18 protein-coding genes and 1 tRNA gene are annotated in these 17,112 nt (G+C 64.2%); 4 read left to right on the top strand and 15 right to left on the bottom strand.

The features are described 5' to 3' along the window. Nucleotides 1–40: 40 nt before the first annotated feature. The 12 genes from dapD to rpmH all read right to left on the bottom strand — a co-directional run bounded on the left by dapD (nt 41) and on the right by rpmH (nt 9,612). Nucleotides 41–886 carry a 2,3,4,5-tetrahydropyridine-2,6-dicarboxylate N-succinyltransferase gene (gene dapD / locus AC0L3J_RS00795; RefSeq protein ID WP_473345529.1) on the bottom strand — a complete coding sequence of 282 codons (846 nt, stop codon included), beginning with the start codon at nt 884–886 and terminating at the stop codon, nt 41–43. Between the two features lie 125 nt (nt 887–1,011). Next, the gene (locus AC0L3J_RS00790) at nt 1,012–1,467 is read right to left on the bottom strand and encodes a DUF302 domain-containing protein (protein WP_473345528.1); all 456 of its coding nucleotides are present in this window, start codon (nt 1,465–1,467) and stop codon (nt 1,012–1,014) included. Between the two features lie 4 nt (nt 1,468–1,471). Beyond that, the gene (locus AC0L3J_RS00785; protein ID WP_473345526.1) at nt 1,472–1,831 is read right to left on the bottom strand and encodes a carboxymuconolactone decarboxylase family protein; all 360 of its coding nucleotides are present in this window, start codon (nt 1,829–1,831) and stop codon (nt 1,472–1,474) included. A gap of 108 nt (nt 1,832–1,939) precedes the next feature. Continuing rightward, nucleotides 1,940–2,845, bottom strand: a complete 906-nt coding sequence (locus AC0L3J_RS00780; RefSeq protein WP_473345525.1) for a LysR family transcriptional regulator — start codon at nt 2,843–2,845, stop codon at nt 1,940–1,942. Nucleotides 2,846–2,870: 25 nt separating this feature from the next. Beyond that, nucleotides 2,871–3,563 (bottom strand): pyrimidine 5'-nucleotidase, encoded by a 693-nt coding sequence (locus tag AC0L3J_RS00775; RefSeq protein WP_473345524.1) that lies wholly within the window; start codon nt 3,561–3,563, stop codon nt 2,871–2,873. Between the two features lie 201 nt (nt 3,564–3,764). Further along, nucleotides 3,765–4,751, bottom strand: a complete 987-nt coding sequence (locus tag AC0L3J_RS00770; protein WP_473346048.1) for a DUF1036 domain-containing protein — start codon at nt 4,749–4,751, stop codon at nt 3,765–3,767. Nucleotides 4,752–4,906: 155 nt separating this feature from the next. Beyond that, nucleotides 4,907–5,794, bottom strand: a complete 888-nt coding sequence (gene argB, locus AC0L3J_RS00765; RefSeq protein ID WP_007597683.1) for an acetylglutamate kinase — start codon at nt 5,792–5,794, stop codon at nt 4,907–4,909. Nucleotides 5,795–5,956: 162 nt separating this feature from the next. Further along, nucleotides 5,957–6,328, bottom strand: coding sequence for a DUF423 domain-containing protein (locus AC0L3J_RS00760; protein WP_473345522.1), 372 nt, complete (start codon nt 6,326–6,328; stop codon nt 5,957–5,959). Beyond that, nucleotides 6,328–6,981 carry a ribosome biogenesis GTP-binding protein YihA/YsxC gene (gene yihA / locus AC0L3J_RS00755; protein WP_473345520.1) on the bottom strand — a complete coding sequence of 218 codons (654 nt, stop codon included), beginning with the start codon at nt 6,979–6,981 and terminating at the stop codon, nt 6,328–6,330. Before yihA ends, AC0L3J_RS00760 begins: the two co-directional genes overlap by 1 nt. Nucleotides 6,982–7,121: 140 nt before the next feature. Further along, nucleotides 7,122–8,996, bottom strand: coding sequence for a membrane protein insertase YidC (gene yidC, locus AC0L3J_RS00750; protein ID WP_473346047.1), 1,875 nt, complete (start codon nt 8,994–8,996; stop codon nt 7,122–7,124). Between the two features lie 13 nt (nt 8,997–9,009). Continuing rightward, nucleotides 9,010–9,450: a ribonuclease P protein component gene (gene rnpA / locus AC0L3J_RS00745; protein ID WP_473345519.1), complete on the bottom strand. Its 441-nt coding sequence runs from the start codon at nt 9,448–9,450 to the stop codon at nt 9,010–9,012. A 27-nt stretch (nt 9,451–9,477) separates the two neighbouring features. Continuing rightward, nucleotides 9,478–9,612, bottom strand: coding sequence for a 50S ribosomal protein L34 (gene rpmH / locus AC0L3J_RS00740; protein WP_008542748.1), 135 nt, complete (start codon nt 9,610–9,612; stop codon nt 9,478–9,480). Nucleotides 9,613–9,996: 384 nt separating this feature from the next. Between rpmH and AC0L3J_RS00735 the strand changes: the two genes are divergently transcribed. Both AC0L3J_RS00735 and AC0L3J_RS00730 read left to right on the top strand, forming a co-directional pair. After that, nucleotides 9,997–11,496, top strand: a complete 1,500-nt coding sequence (locus tag AC0L3J_RS00735) for an ATP-binding protein (protein ID WP_456767326.1) — start codon at nt 9,997–9,999, stop codon at nt 11,494–11,496. 220 nt (nt 11,497–11,716) lie between these two features. Then, a tRNA-Arg gene (locus AC0L3J_RS00730) sits at nt 11,717–11,793 on the top strand. 135 nt (nt 11,794–11,928) lie between these two features. On the opposite strand, the gene AC0L3J_RS00725 is transcribed toward AC0L3J_RS00730, so the two are convergent. Then, nucleotides 11,929–12,360, bottom strand: coding sequence for a hypothetical protein (locus AC0L3J_RS00725; protein ID WP_473345518.1), 432 nt, complete (start codon nt 12,358–12,360; stop codon nt 11,929–11,931). A gap of 21 nt (nt 12,361–12,381) precedes the next feature. On the opposite strand from AC0L3J_RS00725, the gene AC0L3J_RS00720 reads away from it, so the two are divergent. Further along, the gene (locus AC0L3J_RS00720; protein ID WP_007597670.1) at nt 12,382–12,867 is read left to right on the top strand and encodes a hypothetical protein; all 486 of its coding nucleotides are present in this window, start codon (nt 12,382–12,384) and stop codon (nt 12,865–12,867) included. Nucleotides 12,868–12,916: 49 nt separating this feature from the next. Here AC0L3J_RS00720 and AC0L3J_RS00715 read toward each other — a convergent pair whose 3' ends face one another. After that, the gene (locus tag AC0L3J_RS00715; protein ID WP_473345517.1) at nt 12,917–15,211 is read right to left on the bottom strand and encodes an MHYT domain-containing protein; all 2,295 of its coding nucleotides are present in this window, start codon (nt 15,209–15,211) and stop codon (nt 12,917–12,919) included. A 445-nt stretch (nt 15,212–15,656) separates the two neighbouring features. On the opposite strand from AC0L3J_RS00715, the gene AC0L3J_RS00710 reads away from it, so the two are divergent. Next, the gene (locus AC0L3J_RS00710; protein WP_473345516.1) at nt 15,657–15,815 is read left to right on the top strand and encodes a hypothetical protein; all 159 of its coding nucleotides are present in this window, start codon (nt 15,657–15,659) and stop codon (nt 15,813–15,815) included. Nucleotides 15,816–15,845: 30 nt separating this feature from the next. Here the strand turns inward: AC0L3J_RS00710 and AC0L3J_RS00705 are convergent, their stop codons facing one another. Continuing rightward, nucleotides 15,846–16,868, bottom strand: coding sequence for an LLM class flavin-dependent oxidoreductase (locus tag AC0L3J_RS00705; RefSeq protein WP_473345515.1), 1,023 nt, complete (start codon nt 16,866–16,868; stop codon nt 15,846–15,848). Nucleotides 16,869–17,112 lie beyond the last annotated feature (244 nt).

Genomic DNA, 17,112 nt, shown 5'->3' with positions numbered 1-17,112 from the left:
TTCGCCGGGACGACGTCGGAGAGGTAGACGTACGCGCGGATCAGTCCCGCAGCAGCTCGTTGATGCTGGTCTTGGAGCGCGTGCGCTCGTCGACGCGCTTGACGATGACGGCGCAGGCGGTGCTCGGGCCGATCTGGCCGTTCTTCATGGGCTTGCCGGGCAGCGCGCCGGGAACGACGACCGAATATTCCGGCACCTCGCCGATGAAGATCTCGCCGGTGTCGCGATCGACGATCTTGGTCGAGGCACCCAGGAACACCCCCATCGACAGCACCGCGCCCTTGCGCACGATCACGCCTTCGGCGACCTCTGAACGCGCGCCGATGAAGCAATCGTCCTCGATGATCACAGGCTCGGCCTGCAGCGGCTCGAGCACGCCGCCGATGCCGACGCCGCCGGAGATGTGCACGCGCTTGCCGATCTGCGCGCAGGAGCCGACCGTCGACCAGGTGTCGATCATGGTGGATTCATCGACATAGGCGCCGAGATTGACGAAGGACGGCATCAGCACGACGTTGCGGGCGATGAAGGCCGAGCGGCGCACGATGGAGCCGGGGACGGCGCGGAAACCGGCGTCGCGAAAGCGGTTCTCACCCCAGCCGTCGAACTTCGAGGGCACCTTGTCCCACCAGGCCGCCTTGCCGGGGCCGCCGGGAATGGCGCCCATGTCGTTGAGGCGGAACGAGAGCAGCACCGCCTTCTTCAGCCATTGATTAACCTTCCACTTGCCGTCGGTCCCGCGCTCGGCAACGCGGGCCTCACCCTTGTCCAGAATCTCCAGCGCGTGATCCACGGCGTCGCGGACCTCGCCCCTGGTCGAGGTCGAGACGCCGTCGCGCGCGTCGAAGGCGCCGTTGATGGTGGATTCGAGGGCGGACAGGGACATTTGGCGATCCTTGAGCGGTATTTGCGGGAATTTGGATCGCTTTTTCGGGACTTGGAGCGAGAGAGTCAAGAACGCAGTCGGCCATGTCCCGGCGCGTTCGGATGCGCCCGGGACATGGCCAGCGGCTATTTTGATGTGCCCGCGAGATCGATGCCGTTCACGATACCCTCGCAGAGGCCGGCGAGCTCATTTCCGAGTTCAGTCAAGGCCGGCGAGCGGTAGCGCGCGAAGGCGATAGCCGGATCAAGCCATCGCAGTTCGGCTTGACCGTCGGGAAAGCCGATCACGGCGAACTTCAGGGGGGCCTCGAGCAGCGCCGCACTATCGGCGGTCAGCAGGCGCGACATCAGCCGTGGGTGGAAAAAAAGGAGCTGACGCGCGGGGCCGATGGCGAAGCCGCCACGACTGAGCAGCATTTGCGGGTCGATCTCGTGCAGGATCCAGAGGTCTGCCGCGATAATTCCCTGCTTCAAGCGGGCGACCACCTCTTCGACGGTCAGCGAAGATGAGACCGACCGTTGAAACGAGCTTGCGGCCGAACCGCATCCGGAGAACGCCACGGATTGCAGTGTTTGCGACATCGGATCAGCCTTCGTTCAGCCTTGGTGCCCTGCTCGCATCGAACGCTTCGAGCGTCCGTGCAGAGTAGACCAACGAAGCACCCGCACCGATCGCAATTGCAACGCCGAGGGCCTCCGCGAGCTCCTCGCGGCTTGCGCCGTAACGTGCGGCGGCGTCGGCGTGAACCGCAATACACCCGTCGCAGCGGGCGGTCACGGCCGCCGCCAGTGCGATCAACTCGCGCGTCTTGTCGTCCAGCTTTCCTGTCTGGGCGCCAGCCGCCCCAAGTTCGCGATAGCCCTTCAGCGTCGCCGGGCTTAGGGCGCCAATGTCGCCGATCCGCGCCAGCAAGTCGCTGCGATAGGCGCTCCAATCCATCATCATTGTCTCTCTCCTCGAACGGCAGGGGTTGCCGAGCTCGAGAGATAGACGTGCGGTCTCGCCGGAGCCATCAGCTATGGGCGTATGGCCGCCATACAGCTTGCCGAAGCGTCAGGCGAATTGACGGAATTCTCCAGCGATGAAGTCCACCACGGCGCGAACCCGCCGGACCTTGCCGGCGTCGCGATGAAATCCCAGCCACAGCTCGCGGCTCGGGACGGGCGCCGGCGTCTTGATGGAACGAAGCGCGGGATAGGCTGAGGCCAGGCGCGTTGGCAAGCAAACCAGCCCCGCGCCGGCGGCGGCTGCCGCGGCCTGACCATCGCGGCTGTTGCTGCAGAATCCAACATGTGCCAGCGGCAGATAGCGACGCAGCCATTTCGTCTCCGCAACGCTTTCGGCGAGCGCCGCGTTCATCGTGATGAGCGCAGCGTCGGCGCCACCGCCCGAAAAATCGGGCGGTCCCTTTACCTTGAGATACGCAGCAGCAGCATAAAGCTCGAACGGAATGCTGCCGATCTTCCGCTGCATCAGTCCGTCCTGCTGGAAGCGCCCGAAGCGCAGGGCGACATCTATCTCCCGCCGCGTGAGGCTCAGGGCCTCGGCGTCAGTAACCAGCTCGACGGTGACGGTCGGATGCGCCGCGCAGAACTTCGCCAGCAAAGGCGAGAGGATCCGTGCCCCGAGCCATTCGGGCGAGGTCACGCGCACCGTTCCGGTCAGTCCAGCGCTGCTGCCGACTGCGATCCGCTGCGCTGCCAGCGCTGCGTCCTCCATCCTCTCGGCATAATCAAGGATTTGTCGTCCGGTGTCGGAGAGTCGAAGTCCGGACGGAAGGCGGTCGAACAGGATCGCACCGAGCTTGCTTTCGAACAGCTCGAGGCGCCGGCTCATTGTCGGCTGCGTGGTGCCCAGCTTTCGTGCGGCACCCGAGAGGCTTTTTTCGCGAGCCAGGTACAGGAAGTAGCGCAGATCTTCCCATTCGATCGCAGCCAAATCTGTCGGCTTCTGGGGCACGGTCGCTCCTGCGTTGCTGCGGGGCTCAGCCGATCGCGAGCGACTGCAAAAACCCCGCCAGATCATCCGTGACGTGGTCGACATGGGCGGCGTCACGGCCCGCCAGCTCCCAGTCCTCGCGCACGACCTCTTTCGTCCCGTCCGGTATCACCAGCACGGTAGTCATGCCGAGCTCGTGCGGAACGGTGAGGTTGCGGGCGAGGTCCTCGAACATCGCGGCGCGGGTCGGATCGACCGCATGGTCGGCGAGAAACTTTCGGTAGGTCTGCGGCGCCGGCTTCGGCTCGAAGTCGGCGGCGATGATGTCGAACACGCCGTCGAAATGCCCAGCAAAGCCGAGCCGCGCCAGCACCGCATCGACATGATCGACCGAGCCGTTGGTCAGGATCAGCTTTCGCCCCGGCAGTTTTGCAATGGCCTCGCCCAGCGCCGGGTTCGGCTCCAGCGGCGAGTGATCGATCTTGTGGACGTAGGCGAGATAGTCGTCAGCGCGGACGCCATGCAGGGTCATCATGCCGCGCATGGTGGTGCCGAAGCGCTGGTAATAATCCTTCTGGATCTTGCGGGCTTCCACCGGTGTCAGGTTCAGCCAGTTGCAAACGAACTCGGTGATCCGCGCATCGACCTGCTGCCACAGATTGATGTGGTGCGGATAGAGCGTGTTGTCGAGGTCGAACACCCAGGTGTCGATGTGGGCGAAGGCGCGGGGAGATTTCATTTTCACTCTCTGTCCGTTGACCGCGGCGGCGCCCCACCCTCAATCGTCGTCCTGGCGAAAGCCAGGACCCATACGCCGTGACCGATCATTGGGCCACCCTGGTTGTCGTTCTTCGCCAAACCCAATCCCGGGGTAATGGGTCCTGGCTTTCGCCAGGACGACAGCGGAATGCATCGCACCGGTACGATCACGACACCACCATCACGGCATCGCAAACCGCAGCGTTTTGCCGCCGCTCGACATGTCCACCGCGCCAAAGCCCGTCGCCGCGAATCCGCGCGCGCCGCAGTCGGTCTGCTCGTTGGTTTCGAACTTGGTCTCGCGCGTGCAAAGCTGCTTGTCGCCGCCCCAGTTCAGCGGCTTGTCCTTCAGCTTGACGATTCGGTTGTCAGCGTCGATGGCTTCCGCGAAGCTGAAGATCTGCTTCGGCTGACCGCTCACATCAGGGTGCAGGCAGGTCTTGGGGTCGATGCGATACCAGCCGCGGCTCGTCACCGCCTTGCCGTCGTCGGTGGCGACCGCCGCCATCACCTTGTGCGTGGTGTCGTTGCACCAGGTCAGGCCGGTCGCAGACGGCGTCTGCACGGCATCGACCATGGTCTTGAAGAAGTTCGGCGACGACAGGATGTCGGACGACAATCCGCGGCTCTTCAGGAAAGCGGCCAGCGCGCCTTGCGTCTTCGGTCCGTCGACGCCGTCGATCGGCGCGGCGTCGTAACCTGCGATCACCAAGAGCCGCTGGATGCCGGCAAGGCGGGCCTGCTCGTCGTCATATTCGGAGTCCTCGGCGAGATAGGCGACGAAATTGCCGTCCGCGCCTTGTGTCGGCGTGATCTGGGTGAAGGCGGCCTGGGTCTGGCCGCTGCGGCACTGTCGCGCGGCCGCGATGACGAAATTGTCCTGCGCGACGCACAGCGTGTCGCTGCCGCTCTGCGGGATCGGGGATGCGCCGTAGACGCCGAGCGCGCGGGCGTTGAGCAGGATGCGGTCGGCGGAGAGCGTGCCCTGCACCACCACGCGACAGGTCGCGGGGTCGATCCTGAACCAGCCGCGCGTCGCGGTCGCCGCCTTGTCGTCGATACCGATCGCGGCCTCGACGACATAGGACATGCGATTGCAGATTTTCAGGTCGGCGAAAGTCGGTGCGGAGGAGAACACGAACGAGATGGCCGCGGCAGGGAGCGTCATCAGGAAACGGGTCAAGGTCGAGCGGCGGTGTCGCCGAGTCCTCAACTCGTCATGCCCGGGCTTGTCCCGGGCATCCACGTTCTTGGCGCGGGATAAAAGATCGTGGATGGCCGGGACAAGCCCGGCCATGACGGCTTTCTTTGGCCCGCTCTTCATCACTTGTGGATCAGCGTGCCCGTGCCGGTGTTGGTGAAGAGCTCGAGCAACACCGCGTGCTGCATCTTGCCGTCGATGATGACGACGCCCTCCACGCCCTGTTCGAGCGCGTAGATGCAGGTCTCGACCTTCGGGATCATGCCGCCGGAAATGGTGCCGTCGGCGATCAGCTTTCGTGCGTCCTTGACCGAGAGCTGCGGGATCAGCTTCTTGGACTTGTCGAGCACGCCCGGCACGTCGGTGAGCAGCAGCAGCCGCTTTGCCTTCAGCGCGCCGGCCACGGCACCTGCGAATGTGTCGGCGTTGACGTTCAGCGTCTGGCCCTCTTTCGAGGTCGCGAGCGGCGCGAGCACGGGGATCAGCTCGTAGCCGATCAGCTGGTTGAGCAGCGTGAGGTCGACCTTCTCGGGATCGCCGACGAAGCCGAGATCGACCGCCTTCTCGATGTGCGAGTCCGGATCCATGATGGTGCGCGTCGTCTTCGACGCCTTCACCATGTTGGCGTCCTTGCCTGATAGCCCCACTGCCTTGCCGCCGGCCTCGTTGATGTAGCCGACGATCTGCTTGTTGACGGAGCCGGCGAGCACCATCTCGACGATCTCGATGGTCGCGGCATCGGTGATGCGCAGGCCGGCTGCGAATTCCGAGACGATGCCGAGGCGCTTGAGCATGGTCGCGATCTGCGGGCCGCCGCCATGCACCACCACCGGATTGATCGCGGTCTGCTCGAGCAGCACGATGTCGCGGGCAAAATTCTTCGCGGTCTCCTCGTCGCCCATGGCATGGCCGCCATACTTGATGACTATGGTTTCCTCGTCATACTGCTGCATGTGCGGCAGCGCTTCGGACAGGATGCGGGCCTGGTCGAGCGGGGAGATTTCGGTCATGAGGCGGATCTCGCTGGCGGGATACTCGGGCCGCGTTCTATCCGATTGGCGGGCGGGGCGCAAAGTGTGGCTGGCATGCCGCTGAGTAGCCCGGATGGAGCGAAGCGTAATCCGGGTTGGTGCGGCGGGTGCGGTCCCGGATTGCGCTTCGCTCCATCCGGGCTACGGACTGCGCTTCTCCACCACCGCCGCGAGCGTCACCGCCAGCCAGCTCAAGATCATCACCGATCCACCGGTCGGCGCCGCGTAGGGAAACAGCGAATGGCCGGCATATTGCCGCAAGGTCAGGTCCCCCGCGAACAGCGCCGCGCCAGCTGCGAAGCCGGACGCGGCGACGATGCCAATTCCGCCGTGCAGAAGGCCGCGGCCGAGCAGGGCGACGGCCGCTAGCACGGCCGTTGCATGAAACAGCAGCATGGCGCTTGCGGCGGCGAGCCGGCTCGCGTCGCCGCCATGCGCGGAAGCCGCGGCCAGCGCGACGCCGGCGGCGCCCATCAGACCGGCAAGCCCGATCAGCAGGCGGAACGCCGCCATCACGAGGTCCGCTCTTCCAGCAGCTTTGCGATCGCGGCGCGCAGCTCGGCCATGCCGGTTGCGCTGCGCGACGAGGTCGCGAGCACGTTCGGGAACGCGGCCGGACGCTTGGCGAGCGCGGCCTCGGTCTCGGCGATGCGCGATTGGAGCTCGGCGGCCTTGATCTGGTCGGCCTTGGTCAGCACGAGCTGGTAGCTGACCGCGGAGCGATCGAGAGTCTTCAGGACTTCGAGATCGACGTCCTTGAGGCCGTGCCGCGCGTCGACCAGCACGTAGACGCGCGCGAGGCTGGCGCGTCCGAGCAGGAATTTGTGGATCAGCTCGGTCCAGGACGCGACCTGACTCTTCGGCGCCTTGGCATAGCCATAGCCGGGCATGTCGACGAGGCGCAGCTCGCCTTTGCCGGGGACCTCGAAGAAGATCAGCTCCTGGGTGCGGCCCGGCGTATGCGAGGTGCGCGCGAGCGCGTTGCGGCCGGTCAGCGCGTTGATCAGGCTGGACTTGCCGACATTGGAGCGGCCGGCAAAGGCGATCTCCAGCCCCGCCATCGGCGGCAGCGTTTCAGTCGAGGGCGAAGCCCAGATAAACTGCCAGTCGCGCGTGAACAGCTTTCGCCCGACCTCGATCAGCTTCGCATCTTTGTCGTCGGTCATGCGAAGGCCTCACCTCTCGTCATGGCCGGGCTTGTCCCGGCCATCCACGTCTATCCACACAGTATCCTCCAAAACGTGGATGCCCGGGACAAGCCCGGGCATGACGATGTGGAGGCATTTGCGCCCGGCAATGGCGACCGCTACGTCGCCTTCTTCGCGAACGTGGCCTTGAGATTGTCGAACAGCTCCACCTTCACGCCGTTGCGGCGCATGATGAAACTCTGCTGCAGCACCGAGAGCGTGTTGTTCCAGGCCCAGTAGATCACGAGGCCCGCCGGGAAGCCCGCCAGCATGAAGGTGAAGATCAGCGGCATCCAGTTGAAGATCATCTGCTGGGTCGGATCCGGCGGAGTCGGGTTCAGCTTCATCTGGAACCACATCGTGATGCCCATGATGATCGGCCAGATGCCGAGCGCGAGGTAATGGCCGAACAGCGGCAGCGTGGTCGGGTCGAACGGGATCAGCCCGAACAAGGTGAACAGATTGGTCGGGTCCGGCGCGGACAGATCCTTGATCCAGCCGAAGAACGGCGCGTGCCGCATCTCGATGGTGACGAACAGCACCTTGTAGAGCGAGAAGAACACCGGGATCTGGATCACCACCGGAAGACAGCCGGCGACCGGATTGATCTTCTCCTTGCGGTAGATCTCCATCATCTCCTGCTGCTGCTTCACCTTGTCGTCGGGGAAGCGCTCCTTCAGAGCCTGGAGCTGCGGCTGGACCGACTTCATCTTCGCCATCGAGGCGTAGGACTTGTTCGCCAAGGGGAAGAACAACAGCTTCACGATCACGGTCACGAGCAGGATCGAGATGCCGAAATTGCCGAAGAAGCGGTAGAAGAAGTCGAGGCCCAGGAACATCGGCTTGGTGATGAAGTAGAACCAGCCCCAGTCGATCAGCAGGTCGAAATGGTTGAGGCCGAGCTCCTTGTTGTAGCCGCCATGGCCGGCGAGCGGGAAGTTGATGCCGACCACGCCGGCTTCCTTGGCGCCCGCGAACAGCCGCGCGTTCGTTGTCGTCGTGCCACCGATCGGGACCGTCTGCTCGCTTTGCAGATAGTCGGTCTGGTATCGGATCTGGGTGCCGGGTTCGGCGACGAAACGGGCCTTGAGCGTTGCCGACGTGTCGGGAAGGAGCGCAGACGCCCAATATTTGTCGGTAATACCGAGCCAGGCATTGGTGACGTTGTTGAATTCGAACCCGTGTCCGCCGTTGCCGATCGCGGGCGCTTCGCCGACAGCCTTATAGGCCTTCTCCTGCAAGCCCTGCTCGCCCAGGTAACCGATCAGGCCTTCATGCAGGATGTAGTAGCCCGAGACCTGCGGCGTGCCGTGGCGCGAGATCAGTGCGAAGGGAAAGAGTTTGACCGGCGCGTTGCCGACATTGGTCACCTCGTCCTTGATGCTGAAGAGGTAGTGGTCGTCGATCGTGACGGTGCGGCGGAAGGTGAGGCCTTCGCCATTGTCGTATTTCAGCATGACCGGCGTGGACGGCGTCAGGCTGTTGGTGCCCTCCTGCTGCCAATCGGTGGTCCGGTCGGGCACCTTTGCGCCAGCTGTTCCGGCCACCCAGCCAAATTCGGCGTAATAGGGCTCTGCGGTGCCCGACGGCGAATAGAGAATGATCGGCGGTGACTTCGGGTCGACCGTTTCGCGAAACTGCACCAGCGCAAGATCGTCGATGCGCGCGCCCTTCAAGGCAATGCTGCCGGTCAAGCGGGGCGTATCGATCTTGACGCGCGGAGAGGCGGCAATCGCCGCCTCACGGCTGACGGTCGGCTGGGCCGGTTGATTGGCGATCTGGGGAGCGGAGGGCGCGCCTGCGCTGCCGGGCTGCGGCGTGGCGCTCGGCGTCCCGGAAGCCGTCGGCTGCGGCGTGGACTTATGCAGCTCGGCCTGCGTCTGTTGCAGGGCGCGTTGCTTCTCCATCGCCGGCATGTTGTAGAAATATTGCCAGGCGATCAGCACGAAGCCCGACAGGATGACGGCGAGGATGGTATTGCGGTTGTCGGTCATCATTCTCTCGTCATCAATCCGGTTTGCGGCTGGTCGCAGGAGCGGGGCCGGGCTTTGAGCCGTCGGTTCTTGAGTCGGTTTTTGGGCTGCTTTTTGGGCCGCGTCCCTTGTGCGTATGCCGCGTGGGCTTCGCGAACGCTATGCGCAGATCGTCGAGCATGGTGGCGAAGTCGCGCGAGAGCGCGTCCCTTCGGCCGACCAGCACATAATCATGATGGGGCTGCATCGACACCGGATCGAGCCGCTTCACCAGTTCGCGAAGCCGGCGCCGGATGCGATTGCGCTGGGGGGCGTTGCCGTTCTTTTTGGTGACGGTGAAGCCGATCCGGATCGGGCCGCTGTCCTCACGGTCAAGGCTTCGGCGGTCAAGGCTTTGCAGGACGAACGCGGGGCTATTCACCCGCGCGCCATTGGCAACGGCGAGGAAATCCGCCCGCTGCCTCAGCCGATCCATGATGAAATCCCAAAAAGGGGGTCCGGCTCAGGCGCTCAGACGCTTGCGGCCGCGGGCGCGGCGGGCGGCGAGCACCTTGCGGCCGCCGGCCGTGGCGAGACGGGCACGGAAGCCGTGACGGCGCTTGCGCACCAGTTTGCTGGGTTGATAAGTCCGCTTCACGGGTTTTTCTCCGCTGACCGGGCAATTTGCCTGTAGAATTGATGATAAAGTCCGGAAGATGCTGCCCAAAATGGGCCTTTTTCGGCCCCAAGAGAGCCGCTCCCGGCGGTCACACCGGGTCATCGCGGACAATTGGCCGGCTTATAAGCGAGCGCCTTCTTTTCGTCAACGCCGCACAAGCGCTCAATTCCGGCGAATATCGCTGTTTGTGCGGGGTTTTTAACCCTTGAGGTGGCGACTCGCCAAATCTGCGCTTACATCCGACCTTGGCAGATTGACGATCTGTAATTTGACCGCGCTGGGGGCGGGCCGCATCTTGATACGCGCCAAGACCCTTCACCCGGCGACATCTTTCATCCGGTAAAGGCAGCGAGGGCGAATTTCGTGGCAGCGACAGACCTCCAGCCGATCCAGGATGGGGATCAGCGGGACCCGCCGGCGGCGCTGCCGCGGGGGACGCGCGGGCTTGGGCTGTCCGGCAAGCTGCTGCTGCTCACCGTTCCCCTGGTGATGATCGCGGCCATCCTGCTCTACGTGCCCGCCATCGCCAATTTCTGGGTCAACCGGCTCAACGACCGCGTCGCCGCGGCCAACACGGCGGCGCTGGTGCTCGATGCGGCGCCGCTCGGCATGGTCCCCGACTCGCTGTCGCGCGAGATCCTGAAGAGCATCAATGCCCGCGCCGTCGCCATCAAGATGGGCCAGCAGCGCCGTCTGCTCGCCAGCGACAATCTGCCGGCCGCGATCGAGCACGACATCGACCTGCGCGACATGACGGCGTGGGAGGCGATCACCGGCTCGTTCCGGATGATGCTGGAGACCGGCAACCAGGCCATCCGAATCGTCGGGCCCGGCGTCGGCACCGCCCAGTTCATGGAGATCGTCACCGACGAGCTGCCGCTGCGGCAATCGATGTACCGCTTCTCCCGCAACGTCGTGGTGGTCGCGCTGATCATCGCGGTGCTGACCGCCGGCCTCGTCTATCTCGCCATGCATTATCTCTTCGTGCGCCCGATGCGGCGGCTGACCGCGAGCCTGGTCGGCTTCCACGAAAATCCCGAGAGTTCGGCGGGGATCATCGTGCCGAGCCAGCGCAGCGACGAGATAGGCGTTGCCGAGCGCGAATTGTCGGACATGCAGCGCGACCTGATGTCGATGCTGCATCAGAAGAGCCGGCTCGCCGCCCTCGGCCTCGCGGTGTCCAAGATCAATCACGATCTGCGCAATCTGCTGGCCTCGGCGCAACTCCTGTCGGACCAGCTCGCCAGCGTGCCGGATCCGCGGGTGCAGCGCTTTGCGCCAAAGCTCGTGCGCTCGCTCGAGCGCGCCATCGCCTTCTGCCAGTCGACATTGTCCTACGGCCGCGCCCAGGAAGCCGCGCCCGACCGGCGCATGATCATGATCGAGCCGGTGGTGCTGGAGGTGCGCGAGACCGCCGGCCTTGCCTCCGACGCTTCGATCTCCTGGGTCGCCGCAATCGAGCGCGGGCTCGCGGTCGACGCCGATCCCGACCAGCTGTTTCGCGTGCTGCTCAACCTGGTCCGCAACGCCGCCCAGGCGCTGGAAAGCCATGCGTCGGCCGAGGGCGGCGCGCAGCAGATCCGGATCACGGGAAAACGCGAGGGCGCGGTCGCCATCCTCGAGGTCTCCGACACCGGCCCCGGCGTGCCCCAGAGGACCCGCGATCACCTGTTCGAGGCGTTCCAGACCTCCGGCCGCCCCGGCGGCAGCGGCCTCGGCCTTGCCATCGCCGCCGAGCTGGTCCGCGCCCATGGCGGCGACATCCATCTGGTCGAAGGCACCATCGGTGCCACCTTCCGGATCGTCATCCCCGACCGCCCCGTGGAACTGCTCTCCGTCCGCAACGAGCGGGCGCGGGCATAGAGCATGATCCGGAAAAGTGCGAAGCAGTTTTCCGAAAAGATCATGCTCAAACCAATAGTCGGCTCGCGGTTGGGTGCGGAAACTCTCATTTCCCAGCAAAATCTCCCCAATCCGGACCTTGCCAATCGGGGCAAGAGCGGTTAGTCAGAGCGCTCTTTCGCACCCCTCCGGCGTCGCCGGGGGCTGCCTGCGGGCCACGCCCGCACTGTCAGCGAAAAACGCGCCCGTAGCTCAGCTGGATAGAGCATCAGACTACGAATCTGAGGGTCGGACGTTCGAATCGTTCCGGGCGCGCCATTTCGAATACGCGATCAAAACCGATCTTCCCCATCCGGTCGTTTCGTCCGCAGGCGGCGCACGCCGTTTCCGGCGCGCTCGCGATGACAATCAATTGCGCTGTTCGGGATTCCGCGTGCCGTAACAAAGCCCGATCTAGCGCCGCGCAACATCACGCGCCGTCGGATCCGAACCGAGCCCCTTGCTCGTCAGCAAACGGTTGAACTGATCGGCTGAAAAAAGCTGCCCGTTCGGAGCCGTGATCGAAACCACATAACCATTCACCGCGTGTTTGCGGGCCAGGATCACCGCAACGATCGCGCTGTCACGGAAATCCACGGTACGGCAGTCGTCTTTAATAGCTTCGATGATAAATGTCATTTGGCCCATGACCACAATTGGCACGCGCCAATTGCGCGCCCGGCAACTCAACCTCGTATCGGTGAAAATGATATTGCCGACAAGCCAGCTATTGACCCGATGGAACAGCGACCATACCCATATTGGGGGAAACAGCAGACCGGTCCTGCCTCGCGCGCGGTGCGCCACGGATACATAGAACCGGCTTGTGGGCGTCGAACCGGACATCCGTAGAAGCGGGCACTGGCCATGGTTGGTACGACTGAAGGCGAGGACATCGCGGCGGATTTGATCCGAACCGTCTCTCGCCACTCGTTAGCCTACATGCTGTGCGCAGCCAGCGAAATGTTCCGCCACTACGATTTCGATCCGCTGGACTTGATGATCATTCATGCGGTCTTGAACGCCAACGTTCTCAAGATCATGAAGAACCCCGAACTGGACCGGCAATTTGGCAGTATCCAGGCGGTTGAGCCGGATAAGATCAAGCAGGGCGTTTCCCGTGCCGCCCTGTCCCGCTTTTTCGGTCTGCCGATCGAAACCGTCCGGCGGCGCGCCGATCGCTTGAAGAAGCAAGGCATTTTCCGCGAGACCGACCAGGGACTGATCGTAACCGAAGCCAACCAGTTCAAGTTCGGCAACAATCACGAGCTGCAGAGAACCAACATGCTCCTGGTGCGGAAATTCCTCCGTGACCTGACGGAAGCGGGCGTTGAGCTTCCCGGCGGGATTTGACGGACCATTGCCTTGAGCCTCCGAACCGCGACCGCACCGAGCGCAGCATTCATGCGCTCTTCGGCCGAAAGGCGACGATGGATCCGGTTGGCTCGTCTTCGCGCATTGCCGCCTCGACGGCCTTCGCCAACGCAGCCTGGTCGAATGGCTTTGATAAACGCGGCAGGCTGGATCGTTCGTCGCTGGGAATCTCTGCGTATCCCGTGCTCAGGAGGATGACTGTCCCGGGGCGCTCCGCGGCGACAGCGCTGGCCAGCTGCAGTCCAGTCATCCCAGGCATGGCATAGTCGGTCACGACCAGGTCGACGGTACGGGTGCGGCGGAGCAAAGCCAGTGCCTCGTCGCCCGAGCGCGCCTCGACCACGATGTGCCCAAGATCGTCCAACATCGCTGCCGTGTTCTCGAGCACCAGGAGGTCGTCGTCGACGACAAGCACGGAAAGCTGTCGGCTGGCCCGCGGTACCGGCGCCGGAGCTTCCGCGCGCGGGTCTGGCACCGCGGTCTCCCCGGCCATCGGCAGCCAGATTTCGGCGGTCGTGCCCTCTCCTGGAAGGCTCCTCAGAGCGAGCTTGCCGCCGGACTGCTCGGCAAGTCCGTGAACCATAGACAGGCCGAGCCCGGTGCCTTTGCCGACGCCCTTGGTCGTAAAGAACGGCTCCTGGGCGTGCCTGAGGGTCTCGTCATCCATGCCGCAGCCGGTGTCGCTCACCGAGAGCGCAACGTAGTCGCTCGTCCGAAGGCCGCCATCGCCCCGCTCTTCGCGAGCGGCAATGGTAATCAGGCCACCGCCCGGCATCGCATCACGGGCGTTGACCGCCAGGTTGAGGACAGCCAGTTCGAGCTGGTTCGCGTCGACCCTCACCTTCGGCAGGTCCATCGGAAACAGCGTCTCGACACGAATTCCGGGCTCGAATTTCAGCAATGAGGCCATGCCGTGCACCAATTCGCGGATATCGACGACCGCCGGCCTGAGATCCTGTTTACGCGCAAACGCGAGCATACGCTGGGTCAGGGACGCGCCCCGCTGCGCGCCCAGCATCGCGTTGTCCACCAGGCGCTGGACCTTCGCATCGCCCGGCGGCAGGCGCCTCTTCAGAAGTTCGAGGCTGCCGATAACGGCTGCGAGCAGGTTGTTGAAGTCGTGGGCCACGCCGCCGGTAAGCTGGCCGATGGTTTCCATCTTCTGCGACATCATCAGTGCTTCGCGCGCCCGATCCAGCGCATCCTGGGCCCGTCGCTTTTCGCTGACGTCGCGCAGGATCTTCGCAAAGCCGGCGATCGCGCCGCTCTCGTTCCGTACCGCAACGATCGTTGCTTCCGCCCAGAAGCGGCTGCCGTCCTTGCGGACACGCCAGCCTTCGATTGCCGACTTCCCCTCCCGCTCGGCTTCGACAAGGGCGTGCGCGGGGGTCCCGGCCGCGCAATCTTCCTCGGTATGAAAGATCGTGTAGCTCGACCCTACGATGTCATCGCCATAGCCCATCAGCCGGTGCGCGCCGAGATTCCAGTTGCCCACGCGCCCGTCCGGATCGAGCATGAAGATCGCGTGGTCGACGATACCTTCGACAAGGAGCCGAAAGCGTTCTTCGCTGCGCCTCAGGGCGTCGGCCTCGCGTTGAGCGCGCTCCGCGGAAGCCCTGTCATAGACGGCAGCCGCGATTCCGATGCTCAGGATCACAATGGTGATGCCGGCGAGCAGGAACGCGAGCGGCGCCTGACCGACGCTGAGATGTCCTGCCTGCCGGGCCATGGTGTTCGTCGGCAGGAACATGGCGCCTTCCATCGCGGCGTAGTGCATGCCGGAGACCGCAAGGCCCATCACCAGGCCTGCGAACAGCCGCTGGACCGCGTTGGTGTTGCGAAAGGCGAGCCAGAGCGCCACGACCGAGGCGCTGATCGCGATCAGGATCGAGAGCACAACCCATCGGGGCTCGTACTCCATGAGGGCCGCCATTCGCATCGCGGCCATGCCTGTATAGTGCATGCCGGAGATACCAAGTCCCATCGCGAAGCCGGAGGCGAGCAGCGCCCGTGGGCGTCGTCCGACGACGGCAAAGGCGGCAGCGGCGACGACGATCGGAATGACAAGCGAGAGGAGAGTCAGGAATGGATCGTACGAGATCTCGATTCCAGGCAGGCTGAAGGCCAGCATGCCGACGAAATGCATGGACCAGATACCGCCGCCCATGGCGATTGCAGCGGCTACCAGCCAGGATCGGCGGGCCCTTCCCGAAGCAGCTCGCATTCGGGTCGCCAGGTCCAATGCCGTATAGGAGGCGAGTGCCGCGATCAGAATCGATAACGCGACCAGAACGGGATCGTGAAAAGCCGCATGATGATGCATTTCGGCCGACGCTAGCCGAACTTACGTTCGCGTTCGCGGTCCCGCAAATTGTCCTCCCCCGACGACGCCGAATCATCCTCGGCACCAAGATCGTTTCCGCCTGACAGGACCGCGCCGATGACCGGCCGCGGCATCCCTACCCCGTCAGACGAGAATCAGTTGAGAATGGTACCGCCGCGAGCCTGCATCGCAAAGATGGCAGCAAGTCGGCTGGTTCCCGCGCAAAGTGCATGACGATCAGACGCCCGTCATGCGCGAGGGCAATTTCACGCGCTGCTACGCCGGCACGAGCGTGGTGCCCTATCAACGGTAAGATCCAGGCACGCTCGGCCGGCGTGTGAGGTGCAGCACGCGAGATCACCTGTAATCTGCTTCACACGCAAACGCGCTCAATCACGCTAGATGGAAAAGGTCGCGCCTCCGCGCGGCCTGTTCGGAGCTGGCGATGATGGCTGCACTGGCAAAGGCGATATCCCGCGCGACGACAACCAACGTTGACGTCGAAACTCTGAAAGTCCTCGTGATCTTTTCGGGCGCGGGCTTGCTGCTCTCTCTCGTGGTCGCAATGATCTACGGACAGGCTGCCAGCGCCGCCTTGTTTTGAAAGCGCGCTTCGCCAAGCCGACGGTTCACCTCAGCGCCACCCAAGCGCCGGCGCCACATGCGTGAGGATCGCCTCGATGGCGTGCGCGCAATAGTCGACACCGAGCTGGTTCGGGATCGTCAACAGCAACGTGTCGGCCTCGGCGATCGCCTCGTCCGCCCGGAGCTGCTCGATCAGCACATCCGGCTCCGCCGCATAGGAGCGGCCGAAGATCGCACGGGTGCGCGGGTCGATGAAGCCGACCTGGTCCTCGCTGCCGCGCTCGCCGCCGAAATAGGCCCGGTCGCGATCGTCGATCAGCGCGAAGATGCTGCGGCTGACGGACACGCGGGGCTCGCGCGGGTGGCCGGCCTCTTTCCAGGCTGCGCGATAGGTGCGGATCTGCGCGGCCTGCTGCACATGGAAGGCTTCGCCGGTTTCGTCGTTCTTCAGGGTCGAGCTCTGCAGATTCATGCCGTGCTTGGCGGCCCAGACCGCCGTCGCGTTCGAGCCGGCACCCCACCAGATCCGTTCGCGCAGGCCTTCCGCATGCGGCTCGAGCCGCAGGAGGCCCGGCGGATTTGGGAACATCGGCTGCGGGTTGGGTTTTGCAAAACCTTCGCCGCGCAAGATGTCGAGAAAGACCTCGGCATGACGCCGGCCCATGTCGGCATCACTCTCGCCGTCGGCCGGTTGGAAACCGAAATAGCGCCAGCCGTCGATCACCTGCTCGGGCGAGCCGCGGCTGATGCCGAGCTGGAGGCGCCCGCCGGCGATGAGATCGGCAGAGCCTGCGTCCTCCGCCATGTAGAGCGGATTCTCGTAGCGCATGTCGATCACGGCCGTGCCGATCTCGATCTTGCTGGTCCTGGCGCCGACGGCCGCGAGCAGCGGAAAGGGTGAGGCAAGCTGCCGCGCGAAATGGTGCACGCGAAAATAGGCGCCGTCAGCGCCGAGCTCTTCCGCCGCAACCGCAAGCTCGATCGATTGCAGCAGCGTGTCCGCGGCCGAGCGGGTCTGCGATTGCGGCGAGGGCGTCCAGTGCCCGAAGGAGAGGAATCCGATCTTTTTCATGGAGGCAACATATGGATGATGGGAAGAGTTTGCGACACCTCGGATCGAGGAAAAAAATGGCAACATGGGAAGGCGTGTACGCGTAAGTGCCGTTCCTCGAGGGGGAAGCGGACCGAAGCAGGCAACGCTGCAAGCGCCCCTTTTCACCCAACTGAGACAGCTGCGCCGCAGGATTATTGCGATGCAGAGCGCGCGGATGTAAAAGGACTGCGGCGGCAAGATCGTCTGAAACGCCAGCTGCGCT

The sequence above is a fragment of the Bradyrhizobium sp. Kon37 genome (assembly GCF_055807535.1).
This window is presented reverse-complemented; position numbering and strand designations above follow the sequence as displayed.

What these genes read in the sequence shown, in the direction of transcription:
- AC0L3J_RS00770 (WP_473346048.1), bottom strand. Translation starts at nt 4,751, where the DNA reads ATGACGCTCCCTGCCGCGGCCATCTCGTTCGTGTTCTCCTCCGCACCG.
- AC0L3J_RS00710 (WP_473345516.1), top strand. Translation starts at nt 15,657, where the DNA reads ATGATGGCTGCACTGGCAAAGGCGATATCCCGCGCGACGACAACCAAC.
- yihA (WP_473345520.1), bottom strand. Translation starts at nt 6,981, where the DNA reads ATGACCGACGACAAAGATGCGAAGCTGATCGAGGTCGGGCGAAAGCTG.
- AC0L3J_RS00760 (WP_473345522.1), bottom strand. Translation starts at nt 6,328, where the DNA reads ATGGCGGCGTTCCGCCTGCTGATCGGGCTTGCCGGTCTGATGGGCGCC.
- AC0L3J_RS00725 (WP_473345518.1), bottom strand. Translation starts at nt 12,360, where the DNA reads ATGTCCGGTTCGACGCCCACAAGCCGGTTCTATGTATCCGTGGCGCAC.
- AC0L3J_RS00775 (WP_473345524.1), bottom strand. Translation starts at nt 3,563, where the DNA reads ATGAAATCTCCCCGCGCCTTCGCCCACATCGACACCTGGGTGTTCGAC.
- yidC (WP_473346047.1), bottom strand. Translation starts at nt 8,996, where the DNA reads ATGACCGACAACCGCAATACCATCCTCGCCGTCATCCTGTCGGGCTTC.
- AC0L3J_RS00715 (WP_473345517.1), bottom strand. Translation starts at nt 15,211, where the DNA reads ATGCATCATCATGCGGCTTTTCACGATCCCGTTCTGGTCGCGTTATCG.
- dapD (WP_473345529.1), bottom strand. Translation starts at nt 886, where the DNA reads ATGTCCCTGTCCGCCCTCGAATCCACCATCAACGGCGCCTTCGACGCG.
- AC0L3J_RS00720 (WP_007597670.1), top strand. Translation starts at nt 12,382, where the DNA reads ATGGTTGGTACGACTGAAGGCGAGGACATCGCGGCGGATTTGATCCGA.
- argB (WP_007597683.1), bottom strand. Translation starts at nt 5,794, where the DNA reads ATGACCGAAATCTCCCCGCTCGACCAGGCCCGCATCCTGTCCGAAGCG.
- rnpA (WP_473345519.1), bottom strand. Translation starts at nt 9,450, where the DNA reads ATGGATCGGCTGAGGCAGCGGGCGGATTTCCTCGCCGTTGCCAATGGC.
- AC0L3J_RS00785 (WP_473345526.1), bottom strand. Translation starts at nt 1,831, where the DNA reads ATGATGATGGATTGGAGCGCCTATCGCAGCGACTTGCTGGCGCGGATC.
- AC0L3J_RS00790 (WP_473345528.1), bottom strand. Translation starts at nt 1,467, where the DNA reads ATGTCGCAAACACTGCAATCCGTGGCGTTCTCCGGATGCGGTTCGGCC.
- AC0L3J_RS00705 (WP_473345515.1), bottom strand. Translation starts at nt 16,868, where the DNA reads ATGAAAAAGATCGGATTCCTCTCCTTCGGGCACTGGACGCCCTCGCCG.